Genomic DNA, 17,135 nt, shown 5'->3' on the forward strand with positions numbered 1-17,135 from the left:
GCGGGGGCTACCATGCCGCGCCGACTCGCGATTGCGGCCATGGGGGCCTCCCTGCTGTCCGGTCTCGTGGCTGCCACCGGCGGTTTCCCCACCGCGGCGGCCTTCTCAAAGCCGGGGCTTCCAGTGGAGTACCTGGAGGTGCCGTCGCCGTCGATGGGCCGCAATATCAAGGTCCAGTTCCAGGGCGGTGGACCGCACGCGGTGTACCTGCTCGACGGCCTGCGCGCGCAGGAGGACTACAACGGCTGGGACATCAACACCCCGGCCTTCGAGGAGTTCTACCAGTCCGGACTTTCGGTGATCATGCCGGTGGGCGGTCAGTCCAGCTTCTACAGCAACTGGTACCAGCCGTCGTCGAGCAACGGGCAGAACTACACCTACAAGTGGGAGACATTCCTGACCCAGGAAATGCCGCTGTGGATGCAGGCCAACAAGCAGGTTTCCCCGACGGGCAACGCCGCGGTGGGGCTGTCGATGTCGGGTGGTTCAGCGCTGATCATGGCTGCGTACTACCCGCAGCAGTTCCCTTACGCTGCCGCCCTGTCGGGTTTCCTCAACCCGTCCGAGGGTTGGTGGCCCACCCTGATCGGTCTGGCGATGAGCGACTCCGGCGGTTACAGCGCCAACAGCATGTGGGGTCCGTCCACCGACCCGGCATGGAAGCGCAACGACCCGATGATCCAGATTCCGCGGCTGGTGGCCAACAACACCCGCCTCTGGGTCTACTGCGGTAACGGCACTCCCAGCGACCTGGGCGGTGACAACATGCCGGCCAAGTTCCTGGAAGGTCTCACGCTGCGCACCAACCAGCAGTTCCAGAACACCTACGCGGCCGCCGGTGGGCGCAACGGGGTGTTCAACTTCCCGGCCAACGGGACACACTCGTGGCCCTACTGGAACCAGCAGTTGATGGCCATGAAGCCCGACATGCAGCAGGTGCTGCTGGCCGGCAACACCACCGCGCAACCGGCACAGCCGGCGCAACCAGCCACCTAAAAACCCGGCGAACCAGCATCGGCAGTAGCGCACCGGTCAGCGCTACTGCCGATGCTCCTTTTCGCACTCGGCGAGCAGGGCGCGCCGGTCGGAGTGAAAGTAGGTGTAGCCGGTGGTCAGTGCGCATGCCACCGAGGCGGCCGCCAGCATCTGATATCCGGCGAGCACCAGGCTGACGAACCCACCCAGCGTCGCGCCCAGGGCGAAGCTGGCCAACAGCAGGAAGTAGCCGAGCCAATCCGATGCTGCTCCCCCGGCGAGGTGACGTTCGATGCCCTGCCCCATCTTGACCAGCGTGCCGGTCACATAGCTCAGCGAGATCGACACCTCGCCATCCTTGACGAACGAGGTGTTCAGCGCGCCAATACCGAAGGCCACGAGCAGAATTGGCATCAAATGGAGTTGACGTTCCGTCCACCCACTGATGACGACGTCAAGCGCGGTGGCGGCCACCAGGCTGAACGTCGTCAGCGCGGTCGGGCCGTGGGGATGCGCGACCCAGAAATGCCGCCTGAACACCGATGCGATCACCACGCCGGCGACGAAGCACAGCAGCAACAGCCCCGCGGTGATTGCCAGCACCGCGTCACCCGTGAAGTAGCCCAGCACCGCGCGCTGCGCGTTGCCGGTCATGAAGGTAACGAAGAACCCCTCGGAGTGGGTATATGCGGTCGCCCCCAGCACGCCGGCCAGCGCCGCCAGCACCCAGGACAACCTCGCCTCGCTGTCGAAAATCTCGGTTCGCACCGGCACATGCTTTCAGACATCGGCGGTGCGCGCAGCGCACGCAGGCGGTTCGGCCCGCGGTCAGGCGGCGGTCAGACGTGCGATGGAGCGCAACGGGATTGGCAGCCAGCCGGGCCGGTGCCGCGCCTCGTAGCCGGCTTCATAGACGGCCTTGTCGAGTTCGTAGGCGGCCAGCAGCTGCGCCGAATCGCGTGGGTCGATCCCGGAGGCGGCCGCGTAGCCGTCGCAGAACGCGGTGCGATTGCGTTCGACCCATTCGCGGGCCCGGGCCGCCAACTGCTTGTCATTCGCCTGGTCCACCAGTGGCCCGTAGGCGGCGTATTCGAATGACCGCAGGACGCCGGCCACGTCGCGCAGCGGTGAATCGGGCGCGCGGCGTTCCTCGAGTGGCTGCCCCGGTTCGCCTTCGAAGTCGATGAGCAACCAGCTCTCCGGCGTGCGCAGCACCTGGCCCAGGTGCAGATCACCATGGACGCGCTGCACGGTGATCGTCTCGGTGACCAGCTTGCCGAATCGCTCTTCGATGGTCGCCGCGCAGTCCTCGAGCTCGGGAACCAGGGCCGCGGTCGACGCGAGCCGCGCCAGCACGTTGTCCACCGGGAAGACCGCTTTCGAGGTGCCCAGGGTCTCGGCCAAGGTGGCGTGCACGGACGCCACGGCCTCACCGAGGCGGAAGGACTCGCCGGCGAAGTCGCCGCCGACTTCGTACGCATACAGATCGCCTTCGGCGAACAGGTCACGAACGCTGGCGGTGGCCATCGCCCAGCCTTCCGCGGCGTTGGCGGCGAACTCGGTGACCATGCCCAACGGCCACACCTCGTCGGCGGTGTCGCCCGAACCCGTCATCTCGTAGGTGCCCAGCAGCCGCGCGACATGCGGGTTGCCCGCGCGGCCCAACACGCGGTTCAGCTCGATGTCGGGGTTGATGCCGCTGCTGACGCGGCGGAAGACCTTGAAGATCGCGTCCCGGTCGAAGATGACGCTGGTATTGGACTGCTCGGCGTCGGACACGTGCGGCATCGCCTCCACCGGCAGCTCGACGTCGGGCTCTTTGGCGAACCGCACCTCGACACCGGACGCGCCGCGCACGGCCGAAGAGTCGATCAGGGATAGCAGGAACCGGGGGGCATCGGCGTCATACATCGCGTCGAAGCCGGTCCGGTCGTCGGCGGCGCCGATGGTGGCGACGTTGCTGTACTCGGAGACCGGGGCGGAATCCCACCGCACGATCACCTGGTAGCGGTGCCGGGAACCGTCGGCGTAGTCGGCGTCGACGAGGACGAGGTCCAGGTCGTCGCGCAGCCCGACGATGACGCTCGGTTCAGCCGTGGACAGCTGGCGGTTGCGGCCGGCGTACCAACGTTGCTGCGGAAGCCACTCGGACCAGGGCAGCTTGCCCGGCTCTGTCATAAGCGCCACTCCTCTAACTCAGTTGGCGTCGCATCGTTGCCGGCGCGAGTGGTCATGCGTCCTCCTCGCATCCGGTCAACCGGAACCAATAGAACCCGTGGCCCGGCAGTGTCAGGAGATAGGGCAGGTGACCGATGCGCGGAAACTCCACCTGCCCGGTCAGCTCGACCGGCGTGCAACCACTCCATTGCTGGAGATTCAGTTCGATCGGCTGCGGGAACCGCGACAGGTTGTTGACGCACACCACGGTGTCGCCCCCCTCGGACACTTGCCGCACGAACGCCAGCACCGACGGGTTCGAGCCGCCCAATTCTTCGAAACTCCCGACGGCGAAGGCTTCGTGCCGGCGCCGCACGACCAGCATCGTGCGGGTGAAGTTGAGCAGCGACGTCGACGTGTCACGCTGGGCCTCGACATTGACCGCCTGATAGCCGTAGACCGAGTCCTGGCTGGCCGGCAGATACAACCGGCCGGGGTTGGCTTTGGAGAAGCCGGCGTTGCGGTCCGGTGTCCACTGCATCGGGGTACGTACCCCGTCGCGGTCCCCCAACCAGATCACGTCGCCCATGCCGATCTCGTCACCGTAGTACAGGACCGGCGAGCCGGGCAGCGACAGCAGCAGCGCGGTGAACAGCTCGATCTGGTTGCGGTCGTTGTCCAGCAGCGGCGCCAGGCGGCGGCGGATGCCGACGTTCGCCTTCATCCGCGGATCCTTGGCGTACTCCGAGTACATGTAGTCACGTTCTTCGTCGGTGACCATTTCCAGCGTCAACTCGTCGTGGTTGCGCAGGAAGATGCCCCACTGGGCCATATCGGGGATCTCGGGCGTCTGGGCCAGGATCTCCGAAATCGGGAACCGCGATTCGCGGCGGACCGCCATGAAGATGCGCGGCATCAGCGGGAAGTGAAACGCCATGTGGCATTCGTCGCCGCCGGTGCTGGCATCGCCGAAGTACTCGACGACGTCGGCCGGCCACTGGTTGGCCTCGGCCAGCAGCACCCGGCCCGGGAATTCGTCGTCGACGACCTTGCGGACGCGCTTGAGGAAGGCGTGCGTCTCCGGCAGGTTCTCGCAGTTGGTGCCCTCCCGTTCGAACAGGTAGGGCACCGCGTCCAGCCGGAACCCGTCGATGCCGAGGCCGAGCCAAAACCGGAGCACGTCGATCATGGCTTCCTGCACGGCCGGGTTGTCGTAGTTCAGGTCCGGCTGGTGAGAGAAGAACCGGTGCCAGTAGAACTGGCGGCGCACCGGGTCGAAGGTCCAGTTGGACTCCTCGGTGTCGACGAAGATGATCCGGGCGTCGGTGTAGCGCTCGCTGGTGTCGCTCCACACGTAGTAGTCGCCGTACGGGCCGTCGGGGTCGTGGCGCGACTCCTGAAACCACGGATGCGACTCCGAGGTGTGGTTCATCACCAGGTCGGTGATCACGCGGATGCCCCGCTCGTGCGCGGCGTTGAGCAGCGCGACGAAATCCTCGACCGTCCCGAATTCGGGCAGCACTTTGTAGAAGTCCCGGATGTCATAGCCGCCGTCACGCAGGGGTGAGTCGTAGAACGGTGGCAGCCAAATGCAGTCGATGCCCAACCACTGCAGGTAGTCCAGCTGTCCCAGCAGTCCGCGCAGGTCACCGGCGCCGTCGGCGTTGGCGTCGAAGAACGCGCGGACCAGCACCTCGTAGAACACGGCGTGCTTGAACCAGGTCGGGTCGGTGGGTAGCGCGGCGGCGTTGTTGAAGTCATCGGCGTCGGGGTGTTCGACGACGCCGTCCTGGACGTGGCTGCCCCCCTCGGGATGGTGCTCGACAGCGTCTCGTGCGTCGTTCATCAAATCCACGATGCCACGGGTACCCGAGGTGCGACATTCGGAATCACGCCCACACCTCGGCGACGAATCACGCCCGGTGGCAAACGAATTGGCCGCCGGTTGGATGTCGTCGCCGTGTATCTCAGGCCGGCGGTCCCTCCGCCAGGGTGATGTTCACGGTGCGGTCGACGCCGTCATTGGCGCGGTAATGCACCGCGATCGTGTCCCCGGGGTGGTGCGGGACGAGCACCTCGGTCATGGACGTCGCCCCGGTGATCGCGACGTTGTCGACGCCGGTGATGACGTCGCCGGCGCTGATCCCGGCGGCCCCGGCGGGACCGGCGTTGACCACACGCTGCACTCGTGCGCCGTTGCCGTTGTTGTCCATCACCCCGAGGCCGAGGAACGCGGTGGGGCCGATGTGAACGGTGTTGGAGCCCGCGCCGGACCTGATCTGGCCGGCAACCGCCATCGCGCGGCCGATGGGAATGGCGAAGCCCTGCCCGCCCGACATCTTGTAGCTGTCGGTGGCGGCGGTGTTCACGCCGATCACCTGCCCGGCGTTGTTCACCATGGGCCCACCGGAGTCGCCCGGCCTGATCGGGGAGTCGGCCTGAATCAGGCCGCCCAGATTCTCCTGCGCGCCGGTCAGCGTGTCGGTCGCCGAGACGCTCTGGTTGAGCGCGACGACCTTGCCGGTGACCGCGCTGGGCGTTCCGCCCTGACCGCCGGCGTTCCCCAGCGCGACGATCGGCTCGCCCACCGTGGCCTCGCCACCGATCGCGGCGGTGGGAAGCCCGGCCGCGCCGCGAAGTTGCAGCACCGCGATGTCTTGCGTCCGGTCGTAGCCGACCACGTCGACCGCATACGTCTGGCCGTTGCCGACGTCGAACGCGCTGATGTCGGTGGCTCCCGAGATCACGTGATTGTTGGTCAGCACGACACCGTTCGGATCGATCACGATCCCGGTGCCGGCGCCCACCGCGTTGTTGTAGCCGAACTTGGTGTCGATGTTCACCACCTGCGGCCCCACCTGACCGACCATCGCCGACGGGTCGAGCGGCAGGGCGGGCGGTGACGCGGTCGCCGGCGCAAGGCCGATGCCGGCGTCCAGGCCGAGGCCGAGTGCGACCACAGCCAGCACGCTGACCGCCCATGACCACCAGGCCGAGCGGTGGTGCGATTTGCCCATCGGTGTCACCCTCCTGCTTCGCCGTAACCAACAAACTGTCCCGGCCTCAGGCTCTGGGCGGCACAATATTTGTGTATATAACCGTAATGCAGGTAGCTATGTGCGGCACATCCCAGGTTCTCGCGGGTCTCCCACGCGCACTGCCCCTATCCACCGTGCGCCCTAAGCTGGTGCGGTGGGCGAATTCGACCCCAGAACCAGGTTCACCGAGTCGCCGGTAGCCCGGCTGGCCACGGTCACGCCGGGCGGACGACCGCACCTGGTGCCGGTGGTCTTCGCGCTCGCCACCGACCCGGGCGGCGGCCAGGACGTGGCGTACACGGCCGTCGACGCGAAGCCGAAGACGACGCGGCGGCTGCGCCGGCTGGCCAACATCGAGGGCAACCCCGAGGTGAGCTTGCTGGTGGACCACTACGCCGACGATTGGACGCGGTTGTGGTGGGTGCGGGTCGACGGTGTCGCCACCATCCACGACGACGGGCTGGCTCTGGGCGTCGGGCGACGGCTGCTGCGTGCGAAATACCCTCAGTATCAATCGGTTTCGCTGGACGGTCCGGTGATCGCCGTCGCCGTGCACCACTGGTCCAGCTGGCATCACTGAGTCGCGGCGCCGCGCGGTCCGTGCGCCCGCGGATGACCCGGGCTTTCGATCTGGCCCGACGGTCTTGTGGTCGACGGAAGTTGGGTGAATGGTAGCTAGATAGGTGCAGGCTAGGTCAGCGACGGAGCGCCCCGGGCAACCTGGAGGAAAGTCATGGCGGACAAGACAAATACTTCCCAGGGCGCGGGAAACGCTCCGACCGCCAACGGGCCGGGCCAGATTCGCAACGTGGTTCTGGTGGGACCGTCGGGGGGCGGTAAAACCACGCTCGTGGAAGCCCTGTTGGTCGCCGCCGGCGTGTTGACCCGGAGCGGCTCGGTGGCCGACGGCAGCACGGTCTGCGACTACGACGAGGCCGAGATTCGGCAGCAACGGTCGGTGGGCGTCGCCGTGGCGTCCCTGTCGCACGACGGCGTCAAGGTCAACCTGGTCGACACACCCGGCTACGCCGACTTCGTCGGGGAGTTGCGGGCCGGGTTGCGGGCCGCCGATTGCGCGCTTTTCGTGATCGCGGCCAACGAAGGCGTCGACGAGCCCACCAAATCGCTGTGGCAGGAATGCAACCAGGTCGGCATGCCCCGCGCGGTGGTGATCACCAAGCTCGACCACACCCGCGCTAACTACCAGGAGGCGCTGGCCGCGGCGCAGAATGCGTTCGGCGACAAGGTCTTACCGCTTTACCTGCCGACCGAGCTGCCCTCCTGCCACGGCTTGATCGGTTTGTTGTCGCAGGCGCGCTACGAATACGCCGCCGGCAAGCGAACCGTGCAGGCACCGGACCCGTCGGACGCCGAGCAGATCGAGGAAGCGCGCGGCGCGCTGATCGAAGGGATCATCGAGGAGTCCGAGGACGAGTCGCTGATGGAGCGTTATCTGGGCGGTGAGTCCATCGACGAATCCGTCCTCATCGCCGACCTGGAGCGGGCCGTCGCCCGAGGATCGTTCTTCCCGGTGATCCCGGTCTGCAGCACCACCGGCGTCGGCACCCTGGAACTGCTGGAGGTCGCCACCCGCGGGTTCCCGTCGCCGATGGAACACCCGCTGCCGGAAGTCTTTACGCAACTCGGCGCTCCGCACGCCAGCCTCACGTGTGACACCGACGCGCCGTTGCTCGCCGAGGTGGTGAAGACGACCTCGGACCCCTATGTGGGAAGGGTCAGCCTGGTCCGGGTGTTCTCCGGAACCATCAGGCCCGACACGACGATTCACGTGTCGGGCCATTTTGCGTCGTTCTTCGGCGGTCCCGAAGGGACTCAAGGCAATGGGCATGCACATCCCGATCACGACGAGGACGAACGCGTCGGGGCGCTGTCCTTCCCGCTGGGCAAGCAGCAGCGCCCGGCCGCGGCCGTGGTGGCGGGTGACATCTGCGCGATCGGCAAGCTGAGCCGCGCCGAGACGGGTGACACCCTCTCGGACAAGTCGGAGCCGCTGGTCCTGAAGCCCTGGACCATGCCCGAGCCGCTGCTACCGGTCGCGATCGCCGCCCACGCCAAGACCGACGAGGACAAGTTGTCGGTGGGGCTGGGCCGGTTGGCCGCCGAGGATCCGACGCTGCGGATCGAGCAGAACCCCGAAACCCACCAGATCGTGCTGTGGTGCATGGGTGAGTCCCACGCCGGCGTGGTCCTGGACGCGCTGGCCAATCGGTACGGCGTCACGGTGGACACCGTCCAGTTACGCGTCCCGCTGCGAGAAACCTTCGGCGGCAAGGCGAAAGGCCATGGCCGTCACGTCAAGCAATCCGGCGGGCACGGACAGTACGCGGTGTGCGACATCGAGGTGGAGCCGCTGCCGGAAGGCTCCGGATTCGAGTTCGTCGACAAGGTGGTCGGCGGGGCGGTGCCGCGGCAATTCATTTCGAGCGTGGAGAAGGGCGTGCGCGCCCAGATGGAGAAGGGAGTGCACGCGGGCTACCCGGTGGTCGACATCCGCGTCAGCCTGCTCGACGGCAAAGCGCACAGCGTGGACTCGTCGGACTTCGCGTTCCAGATGGCCGGCTCGTTGGCGCTGCGGGAGGCCGCGGCCGCGACGAAGGTGGCGCTGCTCGAGCCCATCGACGAGATCTCGGTGCTGGTGCCCGACGATTTCGTCGGCGCGGTGATGGGCGATCTGTCCAGCCGGCGCGGCCGAGTCCTCGGATCCGACACCGCGGGCAGCGCACGCACGGTGGTCAAGGCCGAGGTGCCCCAGGTGGAGCTGACGCGCTACGCCATCGACTTGCGGTCCCTGGCGCACGGCGCCGCCTCGTTCACCCGGTCGTTCGCCCGCTACGAGCCCATGCCGGAATCCGCCGCCGCCCGGGTGAATGCCGGGGTCTGAGCGGCCCCTGCTAGGTCCCGCGACCGAACTGTGCGGCGACGGCGCGACGATCCAGCGAGCCTTTGGCGGTGTGCGGTAGCTCCGCCGCCAGGTGAAATCCGGCCGGCACCTCGAAGGGGGCCAACCGGTCGCGACAGAACGAGGTCAGCTCGTCGGCCGTCGGCGCGGCGGATCCGCGGGGAACGATCACCGCGGCCACGGTCTCGCCGTACAGCTGGTCCGGGCTCCCGAACACGGCCACCTCCAGGACATCGGGGTGGCTGGTCAGCACCGCCTCGACGCGCTCCGGCGAGATCTTCTCCCCGCCCCGGTTGATGAGTTCCTTGATGCGGCCGCGGATGATGAGGTCGCCGGCCGCCGACAAGGTGCCCAAATCGCCGGTGTGCAACCACCCCTGCGTGAAGTTGGCGTCGGTGATCGAGGGATCGCCGAGGTAGCCCCGCACCACGGTGGGACCGTGCAGCCAGACCTCACCGACGGTCTCGGCGGGCAGCGATCGACCGTCGGGCCCGATGATCCGGATTTCCGGTCCGGTCGACCGGCCGACGAGACCCGGTGTGGCACCCGGGTTTCCGCTGTGCCCTGCGCCGTCGACGGTGGTGGTGGCCACTTGGTGGGTCGCCTCGGTCATCCCGAACGCGCAGGCTACCGGCGCCGAGAACGTGTCCTGCAGGGCCAGCGCCGTCTCGGCGGTGAGCGGTGCGCTGCAGCTGCGGATGAAGCGCAGGGCGTGGGTGCCGCCCGGCCGCTCGGTTCTGGCGCGTTCCAACAGGATCTGGTGGATCGTCGGGACGGCCGTGTACCAGGTGGCGCGGACGGCTTCGATGTCGTCCCAGAACGTGTGTGCCGAGAAACGGCCTCGCGCCGGCAGCAACACCGATCCCCCGGACACCAGGGTGGCCAGCAGCGCGGCGAGCAGGCCGTGTCCGTGGTAGAGCGGCATCACCGCGACCGTCGAATCCCGCTCTCCCAGACCGTATCCGGCGATAATGGCCGCGACCGAGCCGGCGATGTTGTCGCGCGTCCAGGGGACCATCTTGGGGACACCGGTGGTGCCTCCCGTGAACATGATCATGGCGTCGTCGTCGCGCAGGCCCTGCGGCGTCGAAACGCTGCGCTCGGGTGCCGCGGCGACGTTCAGGCCGACCGCCGGGGCGGCGTCGTTGGGTCCGACACTCACCGCGATCTCCCAGCACGGCAGACTCCGCGATGGCGCCGGGCCGGCATCCTCGAGGTTGTCGACGAGCACCGCCCGGGCACCCACCGCCTCGCTGCGGGCGCGCTGATCGGTCACCGGCAGCGCCGGATCCAGCGGAACCACAACCAAATCCGCTCGCGACCCGGCCAACAGTCCGACGACGAATTCGGCATTGCTACCGGCGCGCAGCGCGACCCGGTCCCCCGCCCGCAGACCACCGGCCGTCAGCTGTGCGGCCAGATCGTCGACCAGCCGGGTCAAGTCGCGGTAGCTGACCGGTATGCGCTCGGCGGTGAGGACCAGGGCACACGCCTGCGACGACCGGCGGCCCGTCGCCGCGACCAGGTCGGCGATGCGCGGGCTCGCGGCTTCGGTGACCTCGCCGCCGGCTGTCGTATCGGACCTCATCGGCGCGCTCCTTTCCATTTGTCCCGTCGCTGCCACCCTGCCGGGCGGCCTTCTCGCCCGTCCAATACCGATTCACTCACGACTGATAACCGTGAGCTATCGAATCCTCGTGGCGGCGCGCTGACCTGCGGCGATAGACGACGTCAATCGCCGGATAGCGGCTTCGACTTGGACACGCGCCGGGCGCCGGGGTCACAGTGATGGTTACGGCAGTTCCGCCCCGCATGCACCCGAGGAGTCGCCACATGTCCACAGTTCCGGCATCGGGAAGCGCGCAGGAGCCGACCCGCCTGATCGACGGCTTCCACCTCGTGGTGGAGGCGCTCAAGGCCAACGACGTCGAGACCATCTACGGCATCGTCGGCATCCCGATCACCGACCTCGCCCGGGCCGCTCAGGCGTCGGGCATCCGCTACATCGGCTTTCGGCAGGAGGCCTCGGCCGGCAACGCGGCGGCCGCCGCCGGATTCCTCACCCGCCGCCCCGGCATCTGCCTCACGACGTCCGGGCCCGGCTTCCTCAATGCTCTGCCCGCGCTGGCCAACGCCACGACGAACTGCTTCCCGATGCTCCAGATCTCGGGCTCGAGCAATCGGGCGCTGGTGGATCTGCAGCGCGGCGATTACCAGGACCTCGACCAGCTCAACGCCGCAAGGCCGTTCGCGAAGGCGGCCTACCGGATCAACCGGATCGAGGACATCGGGCGCGGCGTCGCCCGCGCCATCCGCACCGCGGTCTCCGGGCGCCCCGGCGGCGTCTACCTCGACATCCCCGGCGACGTCTTGGGCCAGAGCCTGGAGGCCACGGCCGCTGCCGGCACTATCTGGCGAGTCATCGACCCCGCTCCCCGCCAGCTGCCGGCACCGGACGCCGTCGATCGCGCGCTGGGCGTGCTGGCCCGGGCCGAGCGACCGTTGATCGTGCTCGGCAAGGGCGCGGCGTATGCCCAGGCCGACAATGTGATTCGGCGATTCGTCGAGGCCACCGGGATACCGTTCCTGCCCATGTCGATGGCCAAGGGGCTGCTGCCGGATTCCCACCAGCAGTCCGCCGCGGCCGCACGCTCGCTGGTGATCGCGCGGGCCGACGTGGTCCTGCTAGTCGGTGCCCGATTGAATTGGCTTCTGGGCCACGGGGAGTCACCGCAATGGGCCGCCGACACCAAATTCGTCCAGGTCGATATCGCGCCGTCCGAGTTCGACAGCAACCAGCCGATCGCGGCGCCGCTGGTCGGCGATATCGGGTCGGTGATGTCCGCGCTGTGTGACGCCGTGAGCGCCCATCCGCTCGCCGCGCCGACGGAATGGACCCGTGAGGTGGCCGACCGCAAAGCACGCAACGACGCCAAGATGTGCGAGCGCCTGGCCGAAGACCCGAGCCCGATGCGGTTTTACAACGCCCTTGGCGCGATTCGCGCTGTGCTGCAGGATAACCGCGACGTCTACGTCGTCAACGAGGGCGCCAATGCGCTCGACCTGGCCCGCAATGTCATCGACATGGAGGTGCCGCGGCACCGGCTCGACACCGGAACCTGGGGCGTTATGGGGATCGGCATGGGCTACGGGATCGCGGCGGCGGTCGAGACCGGCAGGCCGGTCGTCGCGATCGAGGGTGACAGCGCATTCGGCTTCAGCGGAATGGAGATCGAGACGATCTGCCGCTACCGGCTACCGGTGACCGTCGTCGTTCTCAACAACGGCGGCGTCTACCGCGGCGACGAGACTGCGCCCGGCACGACCGCAAACCCGTCGGATCCCGCCCCCACCGTACTGAACGCCCGGGCGCGTCACGACCTGATCGCAGAGGCGTTCGGCGGCAAGGGATATCACGTCGCCACACCCGGCGCGCTACGCGCGGCCCTGGCCGAGACGATCGGCTCGGGGGCGCCGTCGATCATCGACTGCGAGCTCGATCCGGCCGCCGGGGTGGAAAGCGGCCACCTGGCCAACCTGAACCCGGCCGGCGCGGCCACTGAAGCCACCGTCAGCGGCGTCGGGTGACACCCAAGAGTTGCGCGTCGAAAAATTCGTTCAGCGCCATCCTCCCGGCCGATGCGGCGAGCGCGCGTGCGATCGGTGACCCGGGCCCGCTCGAGTTGGTCGCGAACACGACGTCTGCTGTGAGCACCGGATCGACCATCTCCACCGCCCGGAGTTCGGGGCCCAGCAGCGAGGTCCACAGCCAGGTGTGCGGCACGATGGATGCCCAGTTTCCGGCGGATGCCGCAGCGAATAGTGAAGCGACGGAGTCGGTTTCCACCTGGGGGCTGACGGTGATGCCATGGTCGGCGAATGCCTTGTCGATGATCTGGCGGTCCCGCATATCGGGGGTGAGCAACGCCAGCGGCAGTTGCGCGGCCCGGGCCCATGTCATGGTCGCCGCACCGGATCCCAACATGTCCGCCGGCGCCAGCAGCACGTAGCGCTCCCGGTACAGGGGAATCAGGTGCACGTCGTGCGCTTCGTGGGGTGACGCGTGCACGATGGCGGCGTCGAGTTCGAATTCGCGCAGGCGCCGGTACAGTTCGGTGGCCGCCAGCCGCGACAGGATCTGCACCTTCACCAACGGATGCGCAGAACAGAACGCCGAGAGCACCAGGGACGCCGTCGTCGAGGCGGTTGGCACGGTACCCAGCCGAAGCGTCCCGGTGATGCCCGAGCGCACGGCGTCGACCTCGGCCTTGAAGGCGTCGTGCTCGGCGAGAATCCGCCTGGCCCACACCACCAACCGCTCCCCTTCGGGCGTGAGGCCCTCGAAGCTGCGGCCGCGATTGATCAGCGTGACGTTCAGCTCACGTTCCAGCTTGGCGATCGCGGCAGAAAGTGCGGGCTGGGACACGAAGCACTTCTCGGCCGCTCGGGCGAAGTGGCGCTCGGAGGCGACCGCGACGAAATACTCCAGCTGACGGAAGAGCACCCGCACTCCTCGGTGTTCGGGCTCGGGCTTTGGGCTTTGGGCACCGATCTCGCTGAGGCTAACGCGCCGTCGACAGGTGCGCCAAGCCCGCGGCCGCGCGACGTTCGGCACCGTGATTGCAACGGCCGGGGATTCGTCGACGCGCGAGGGTAATTCGCAGGGTTGCGGCCGCGAAAGCCGAAGTATCGGTTCCGCTTTCACGCAGGTGCTGCTCGAGCGTGGTGCCGCAGGGGGCTTCTCGACTCGCCGCCCGTTTGCGCCCCTGACCCAATTGAACTCAATCGGTATTCGGATCGTGACCGTGGCGACCGCGCCGAGCTGTCATTGTTTGCTGAAAACGGCAATTCGTGGGTAACCCGTAGAATATCCGTGTGTTGATCGCACCATCTCGAAGGGTGGACGCTATGCGTCGAGGTGTTCGTTATCTATTTGTTATGGTCGCGATCACAGTCATGGGGCTGGCGGGATCGGCGGCCCCTGGTACCGCCGCCGTGCCGGTACCGCAAACCACTCCCGGAGTTGCCTCGATTTTGCCCGCTGACGGCGCCGTGGTGGGTGTGGCCCACCCCGTCGTGGTGACCTTCACCGCACCGGTGGCCGATCGCGCCGCCGCCGAGCGGTCGATCCGCGTGACGTCGCCGGGCGGTACGCCGGGGCACTTCGAGTGGGTCCGGAACGCTGTCGTGCAGTGGGTCCCCAACCAGTACTGGCCCGCACACTCCCACGTCTCGGTGGGCGTGCAGGCCCTGACGACGGGCTTCGACACCGGTGATGCACTCCTCGGTGTTGCCAGCATCTCCAAACACACCTTCACCGTCAGCAAGGACGGGGAGGTGCTGCGCACCATGCCGGCGTCGATGGGCAAGTCCAGCAGGCCCACCCCGATGGGCAGCTTCACCGCGCTGGAAAAGCAGCGCTCCGTGGTGATGGATTCTCGCACCATCGGCATTCCGCTCAGCTCCCCCGAGGGGTACAAGATCACCGCTCAGTACGCCGTTCGCGTCACCTGGAGCGGCGTTTACGTGCACTCGGCTCCGTGGTCGGTTGATTCCCAGGGCTACGCCAACGTCAGCCACGGGTGCATCAACCTCAGCCCCGACAACGCCGCGTGGTATTTCAACCAGGTCAACGTCGGCGATCCGATCCAGGTCGTGGCCTGACCGTCAGCCACGGATCCCCGGCTTGTCCCGGGCCACCGCCTCGCGCCCGACAGCCTGTGACAGTCGTCACAGGCGTTGAACGGAAGACGCGCCCGCGGCGGTGAGTTCTCGGTAGACGAGGGATCTGAACGAGAGGCGGGCCATGACCGGCGATGCGAAACGCGCGAAAGTTAGCTCCACAGGCCCGATCAGCCCGGAGCGGGAGCGAGTAGCCGAACGCATCCGCGAGTTGGCCGCCGACGACGAACAGTTCCGCAACGCCCAACCCGATCTGTCGCTGCAACAGGCGGCCCGCCAACCGGGCCTTCGGCTACCCGAGATCCTGGAGCTCCTCGTCGAGGGCTACGCCGATCGGCCCGCGCTGGGCTGGCGAGCCCGATCGCCGCGCACCGATCCCGCGACCGGGCGCACCAACACGCAGCTGCTCCCCCGGTTCGACACCATGACCTACCGCGAGCTGTGGGCCAATGTCCGCGCAATCGCCGGCGCGTGGCGGCACGACGCCGGCGACCCCGTATCGCCCGGAGACTTTGTCGCCACGGTCGGTTTCGCCAGTCCGCAGTACCTGACCCTCGACCTTGTCTGCGGCTATCTCGGACTGGTGGCCGTTCCGCTGCAGCACAACACCACCGCGTCACGGTTGCGCCCGATCCTCGAGGAGGTCGAAGCACCGATACTGGCCGCCGGGGTCGGTTATCTCGACCTTGCCGTCGAAGCGGCATCGGGTAGCCCATCGTTGCGGCGCCTCGTGGTCTTCGACTACCAGCCCGAGGTCGACGAGCACCGTGAAGCGCTGCAACGCGCCCGGACCAACCTGGCGGCCGCCGGCATGGCGGTGACCATCGAGACACTCGACGAAATCATCGAACGCGGCCGCGTCTTGCCGCCCGAGCCCTTCTACACCGGTGACACCGATCAGCGGCTGGCCATGATCATGTACACATCGGGCAGCACCGGCTTACCCAAGGGCGCCATGTACACGGAGCAGATGCTCTGCAAAGTGTGGACCAATGAGCTGATGCCCGATTTCGCGGACACGCCCGTGCTCAACGTCAATTTCATGCCGCTGAACCACCTCGGCGGCCGGATACCGCTGTCGACGGCGTTCCAGGCGGGCGGTACCAGTTACTTCGTGCCGGAAAGCGACCTGTCCACGTTGTTCGACGACTGGAACCTGGTGCGCCCCACCGAGATGGGGCTGGTGCCCCGGGTGGCGGAAATGCTCTACCAGCGCTACCAGAGCGCCGTCGACCGACTCGTGGCTTCGGGCGCCGACACCGGCTCCGCCGAGGCGCGGGCGCGAGCCGAGCTACGTGAGCAGGTCCTTGGTGGGCGCATCGTGACCGCCTTTTGCGGGACGGCACCGCTTGCCGCGGAGATGCGGGCCTTCGTCGAAACATGTTTGGACGTCCACGTTCTCGATGGCTACGGGCTGACCGAGGTCGGTATGGTGACTAAGGACGGCTGGATGAACCGTCCCCCGGTGCTGGACTACAAGCTGGTCGATGTTCCCGAGTTGGGCTATTTCCGCACCGACAAGCCTTATCCGCGTGGCGAATTGCTGGTGAAATCGCTGACCGCGACGCCGGGATACTTCAAACGCCCCGACGTCACCGCCAACGCGTTCGATCCCGACGGCTACTACCGGACCGGTGACGTGATGGCCGAGCTGGAACCGGATCGGCTGGCCTACGTTGACCGTCGCAACAACGTGTTGAAATTGGCGCAGGGCGAGTTCGTCGCCGTCGCGCGCCTGGAGGCCGTGTTCGCCAGCGCGGCGCTGGTCCGCCAGATCTTCGTCTACGGCAACAGCGAACGACCCTATCTGCTGGCCGTCGTCGTGCCAACCGACGACGCCGTGGAGCACTTCTCCGGCGATCCCGACGGACTCAAGGCCGCCCTCGCCGAATCCCTGCGCCAGTCAGCACAACTCGCCGAACTGCAGTCCTATGAGGTGCCGGTCGACTTCGTGGTCGAGACCGAGCCGTTCAGCGAGGACAACGGCCTGCTCTCGGGCGTGGGTAAGTTGCTGCGGCCAAAGCTCAAAGAGCACTACGCCGACCGGCTCGAGCAGCTCTACGCCGAGTTGGCCGAAAACCGCGTGACCGAGTTGCGTGCGCTGCGCGAGGGGGCGGCCGAGCACCCGGTGATCTTCACCCTCATCCGGGCCGCCGAGGCGCTGCTCGGCATGGCCGGCGGCCCGCCCGAGCCGGACGCTCTTTTCATCGAACTCGGCGGCGACTCCCTGTCGGCGTTGACCTTCTCCAACCTGCTGCGTGATATCTTCGGCGTCGATGTGCCCGTGGGGATGATCACCGGCCCGGCGACCGATCTGGGTCAGCTCGCGGAATACGTTGAGTCCGAGCGTAAATCGGTATCCC

12 protein-coding genes are annotated in these 17,135 nt (G+C 67.5%); 6 read left to right on the plus strand and 6 right to left on the minus strand.

What is annotated here, in order from left to right:
• Positions 1-12: 12 nt before the first annotated feature.
• Positions 13-996, plus strand: coding sequence for a diacylglycerol acyltransferase/mycolyltransferase Ag85C (ag85C, locus tag Q0W90_RS16175; protein ID WP_297775229.1), 984 nt, complete (start codon positions 13-15; stop codon positions 994-996).
• A 42-nt stretch (positions 997-1,038) separates the two neighbouring features.
• Here ag85C and Q0W90_RS16180 read toward each other — a convergent pair whose 3' ends face one another.
• The 4 genes from Q0W90_RS16180 to Q0W90_RS16195 all read right to left on the minus strand — a co-directional run bounded on the left by Q0W90_RS16180 (position 1,039) and on the right by Q0W90_RS16195 (position 6,149).
• Positions 1,039-1,743 carry a YoaK family protein gene (locus Q0W90_RS16180; protein ID WP_297594805.1) on the minus strand — a complete coding sequence of 235 codons (705 nt, stop codon included), beginning with the start codon at positions 1,741-1,743 and terminating at the stop codon, positions 1,039-1,041.
• Positions 1,744-1,803: 60 nt separating this feature from the next.
• Positions 1,804-3,153, minus strand: a complete 1,350-nt coding sequence (locus tag Q0W90_RS16185; RefSeq protein WP_297775221.1) for a maltokinase — start codon at positions 3,151-3,153, stop codon at positions 1,804-1,806.
• 52 nt (positions 3,154-3,205) lie between these two features.
• A complete protein-coding gene (gene treS / locus Q0W90_RS16190; RefSeq protein WP_297594800.1) occupies positions 3,206-4,978 on the minus strand; it encodes a maltose alpha-D-glucosyltransferase in 1,773 nt (590 codons plus the stop codon).
• Between the two features lie 121 nt (positions 4,979-5,099).
• Complete coding sequence (locus tag Q0W90_RS16195; RefSeq protein WP_297697531.1) at positions 5,100-6,149, minus strand: S1C family serine protease; 1,050 nt, start codon at positions 6,147-6,149, stop codon at positions 5,100-5,102.
• 175 nt (positions 6,150-6,324) lie between these two features.
• Between Q0W90_RS16195 and Q0W90_RS16200 the strand changes: the two genes are divergently transcribed.
• Positions 6,325-6,750 (plus strand): TIGR03668 family PPOX class F420-dependent oxidoreductase, encoded by a 426-nt coding sequence (locus tag Q0W90_RS16200; RefSeq protein WP_297594795.1) that lies wholly within the window; start codon positions 6,325-6,327, stop codon positions 6,748-6,750.
• Between the two features lie 153 nt (positions 6,751-6,903).
• Positions 6,904-9,072, plus strand: coding sequence for an elongation factor G-like protein EF-G2 (locus tag Q0W90_RS16205; RefSeq protein WP_297775224.1), 2,169 nt, complete (start codon positions 6,904-6,906; stop codon positions 9,070-9,072).
• A 10-nt stretch (positions 9,073-9,082) separates the two neighbouring features.
• On the opposite strand, the gene Q0W90_RS16210 is transcribed toward Q0W90_RS16205, so the two are convergent.
• Positions 9,083-10,678: a FadD7 family fatty acid--CoA ligase gene (locus Q0W90_RS16210; protein ID WP_297775226.1), complete on the minus strand. Its 1,596-nt coding sequence runs from the start codon at positions 10,676-10,678 to the stop codon at positions 9,083-9,085.
• A gap of 245 nt (positions 10,679-10,923) precedes the next feature.
• On the opposite strand from Q0W90_RS16210, the gene oxc reads away from it, so the two are divergent.
• Positions 10,924-12,678 carry an oxalyl-CoA decarboxylase gene (oxc, locus tag Q0W90_RS16215; RefSeq protein ID WP_297697534.1) on the plus strand — a complete coding sequence of 585 codons (1,755 nt, stop codon included), beginning with the start codon at positions 10,924-10,926 and terminating at the stop codon, positions 12,676-12,678.
• On the opposite strand, the gene Q0W90_RS16220 is transcribed toward oxc, so the two are convergent.
• Entirely contained in the window at positions 12,662-13,594 is a 933-nt protein-coding gene (locus Q0W90_RS16220) for a LysR family transcriptional regulator (RefSeq protein WP_297594786.1), read from the minus strand. The two genes, oxc and Q0W90_RS16220, sit on opposite strands and share 17 nt — an antisense overlap.
• Positions 13,595-13,998: 404 nt before the next feature.
• Between Q0W90_RS16220 and Q0W90_RS16225 the strand changes: the two genes are divergently transcribed.
• Both Q0W90_RS16225 and Q0W90_RS16230 read left to right on the plus strand, forming a co-directional pair.
• On the plus strand, positions 13,999-14,754 hold the full coding sequence (locus Q0W90_RS16225) for a L,D-transpeptidase (protein WP_297594783.1): 756 nt from the start codon (positions 13,999-14,001) through the stop codon (positions 14,752-14,754).
• Between the two features lie 142 nt (positions 14,755-14,896).
• Positions 14,897-17,135 (plus strand): AMP-binding protein (locus tag Q0W90_RS16230; protein WP_297775228.1); only part of this gene is annotated, 2,239 nt, incomplete at its 3' end.

The sequence above is a fragment of the Mycobacterium sp. genome (genome assembly GCF_025933915.1).
Lineage (GTDB): Bacteria > Actinomycetota > Actinomycetes > Mycobacteriales > Mycobacteriaceae > Mycobacterium.

Coding starts and splice junctions, on each gene's coding strand:
- ag85C (WP_297775229.1), top strand. CDS start 13: ATGCCGCGCCGACTCGCGATTGCGGCCATGGGGGCCTCCCTGCTGTCC.
- Q0W90_RS16185 (WP_297775221.1), bottom strand. CDS start 3,153: ATGACAGAGCCGGGCAAGCTGCCCTGGTCCGAGTGGCTTCCGCAGCAA.
- treS (WP_297594800.1), bottom strand. CDS start 4,978: ATGAACGACGCACGAGACGCTGTCGAGCACCATCCCGAGGGGGGCAGC.
- Q0W90_RS16195 (WP_297697531.1), bottom strand. CDS start 6,149: ATGGGCAAATCGCACCACCGCTCGGCCTGGTGGTCATGGGCGGTCAGC.
- Q0W90_RS16205 (WP_297775224.1), top strand. CDS start 6,904: ATGGCGGACAAGACAAATACTTCCCAGGGCGCGGGAAACGCTCCGACC.
- Q0W90_RS16210 (WP_297775226.1), bottom strand. CDS start 10,678: ATGAGGTCCGATACGACAGCCGGCGGCGAGGTCACCGAAGCCGCGAGC.
- oxc (WP_297697534.1), top strand. CDS start 10,924: ATGTCCACAGTTCCGGCATCGGGAAGCGCGCAGGAGCCGACCCGCCTG.
- Q0W90_RS16225 (WP_297594783.1), top strand. CDS start 13,999: ATGCGTCGAGGTGTTCGTTATCTATTTGTTATGGTCGCGATCACAGTC.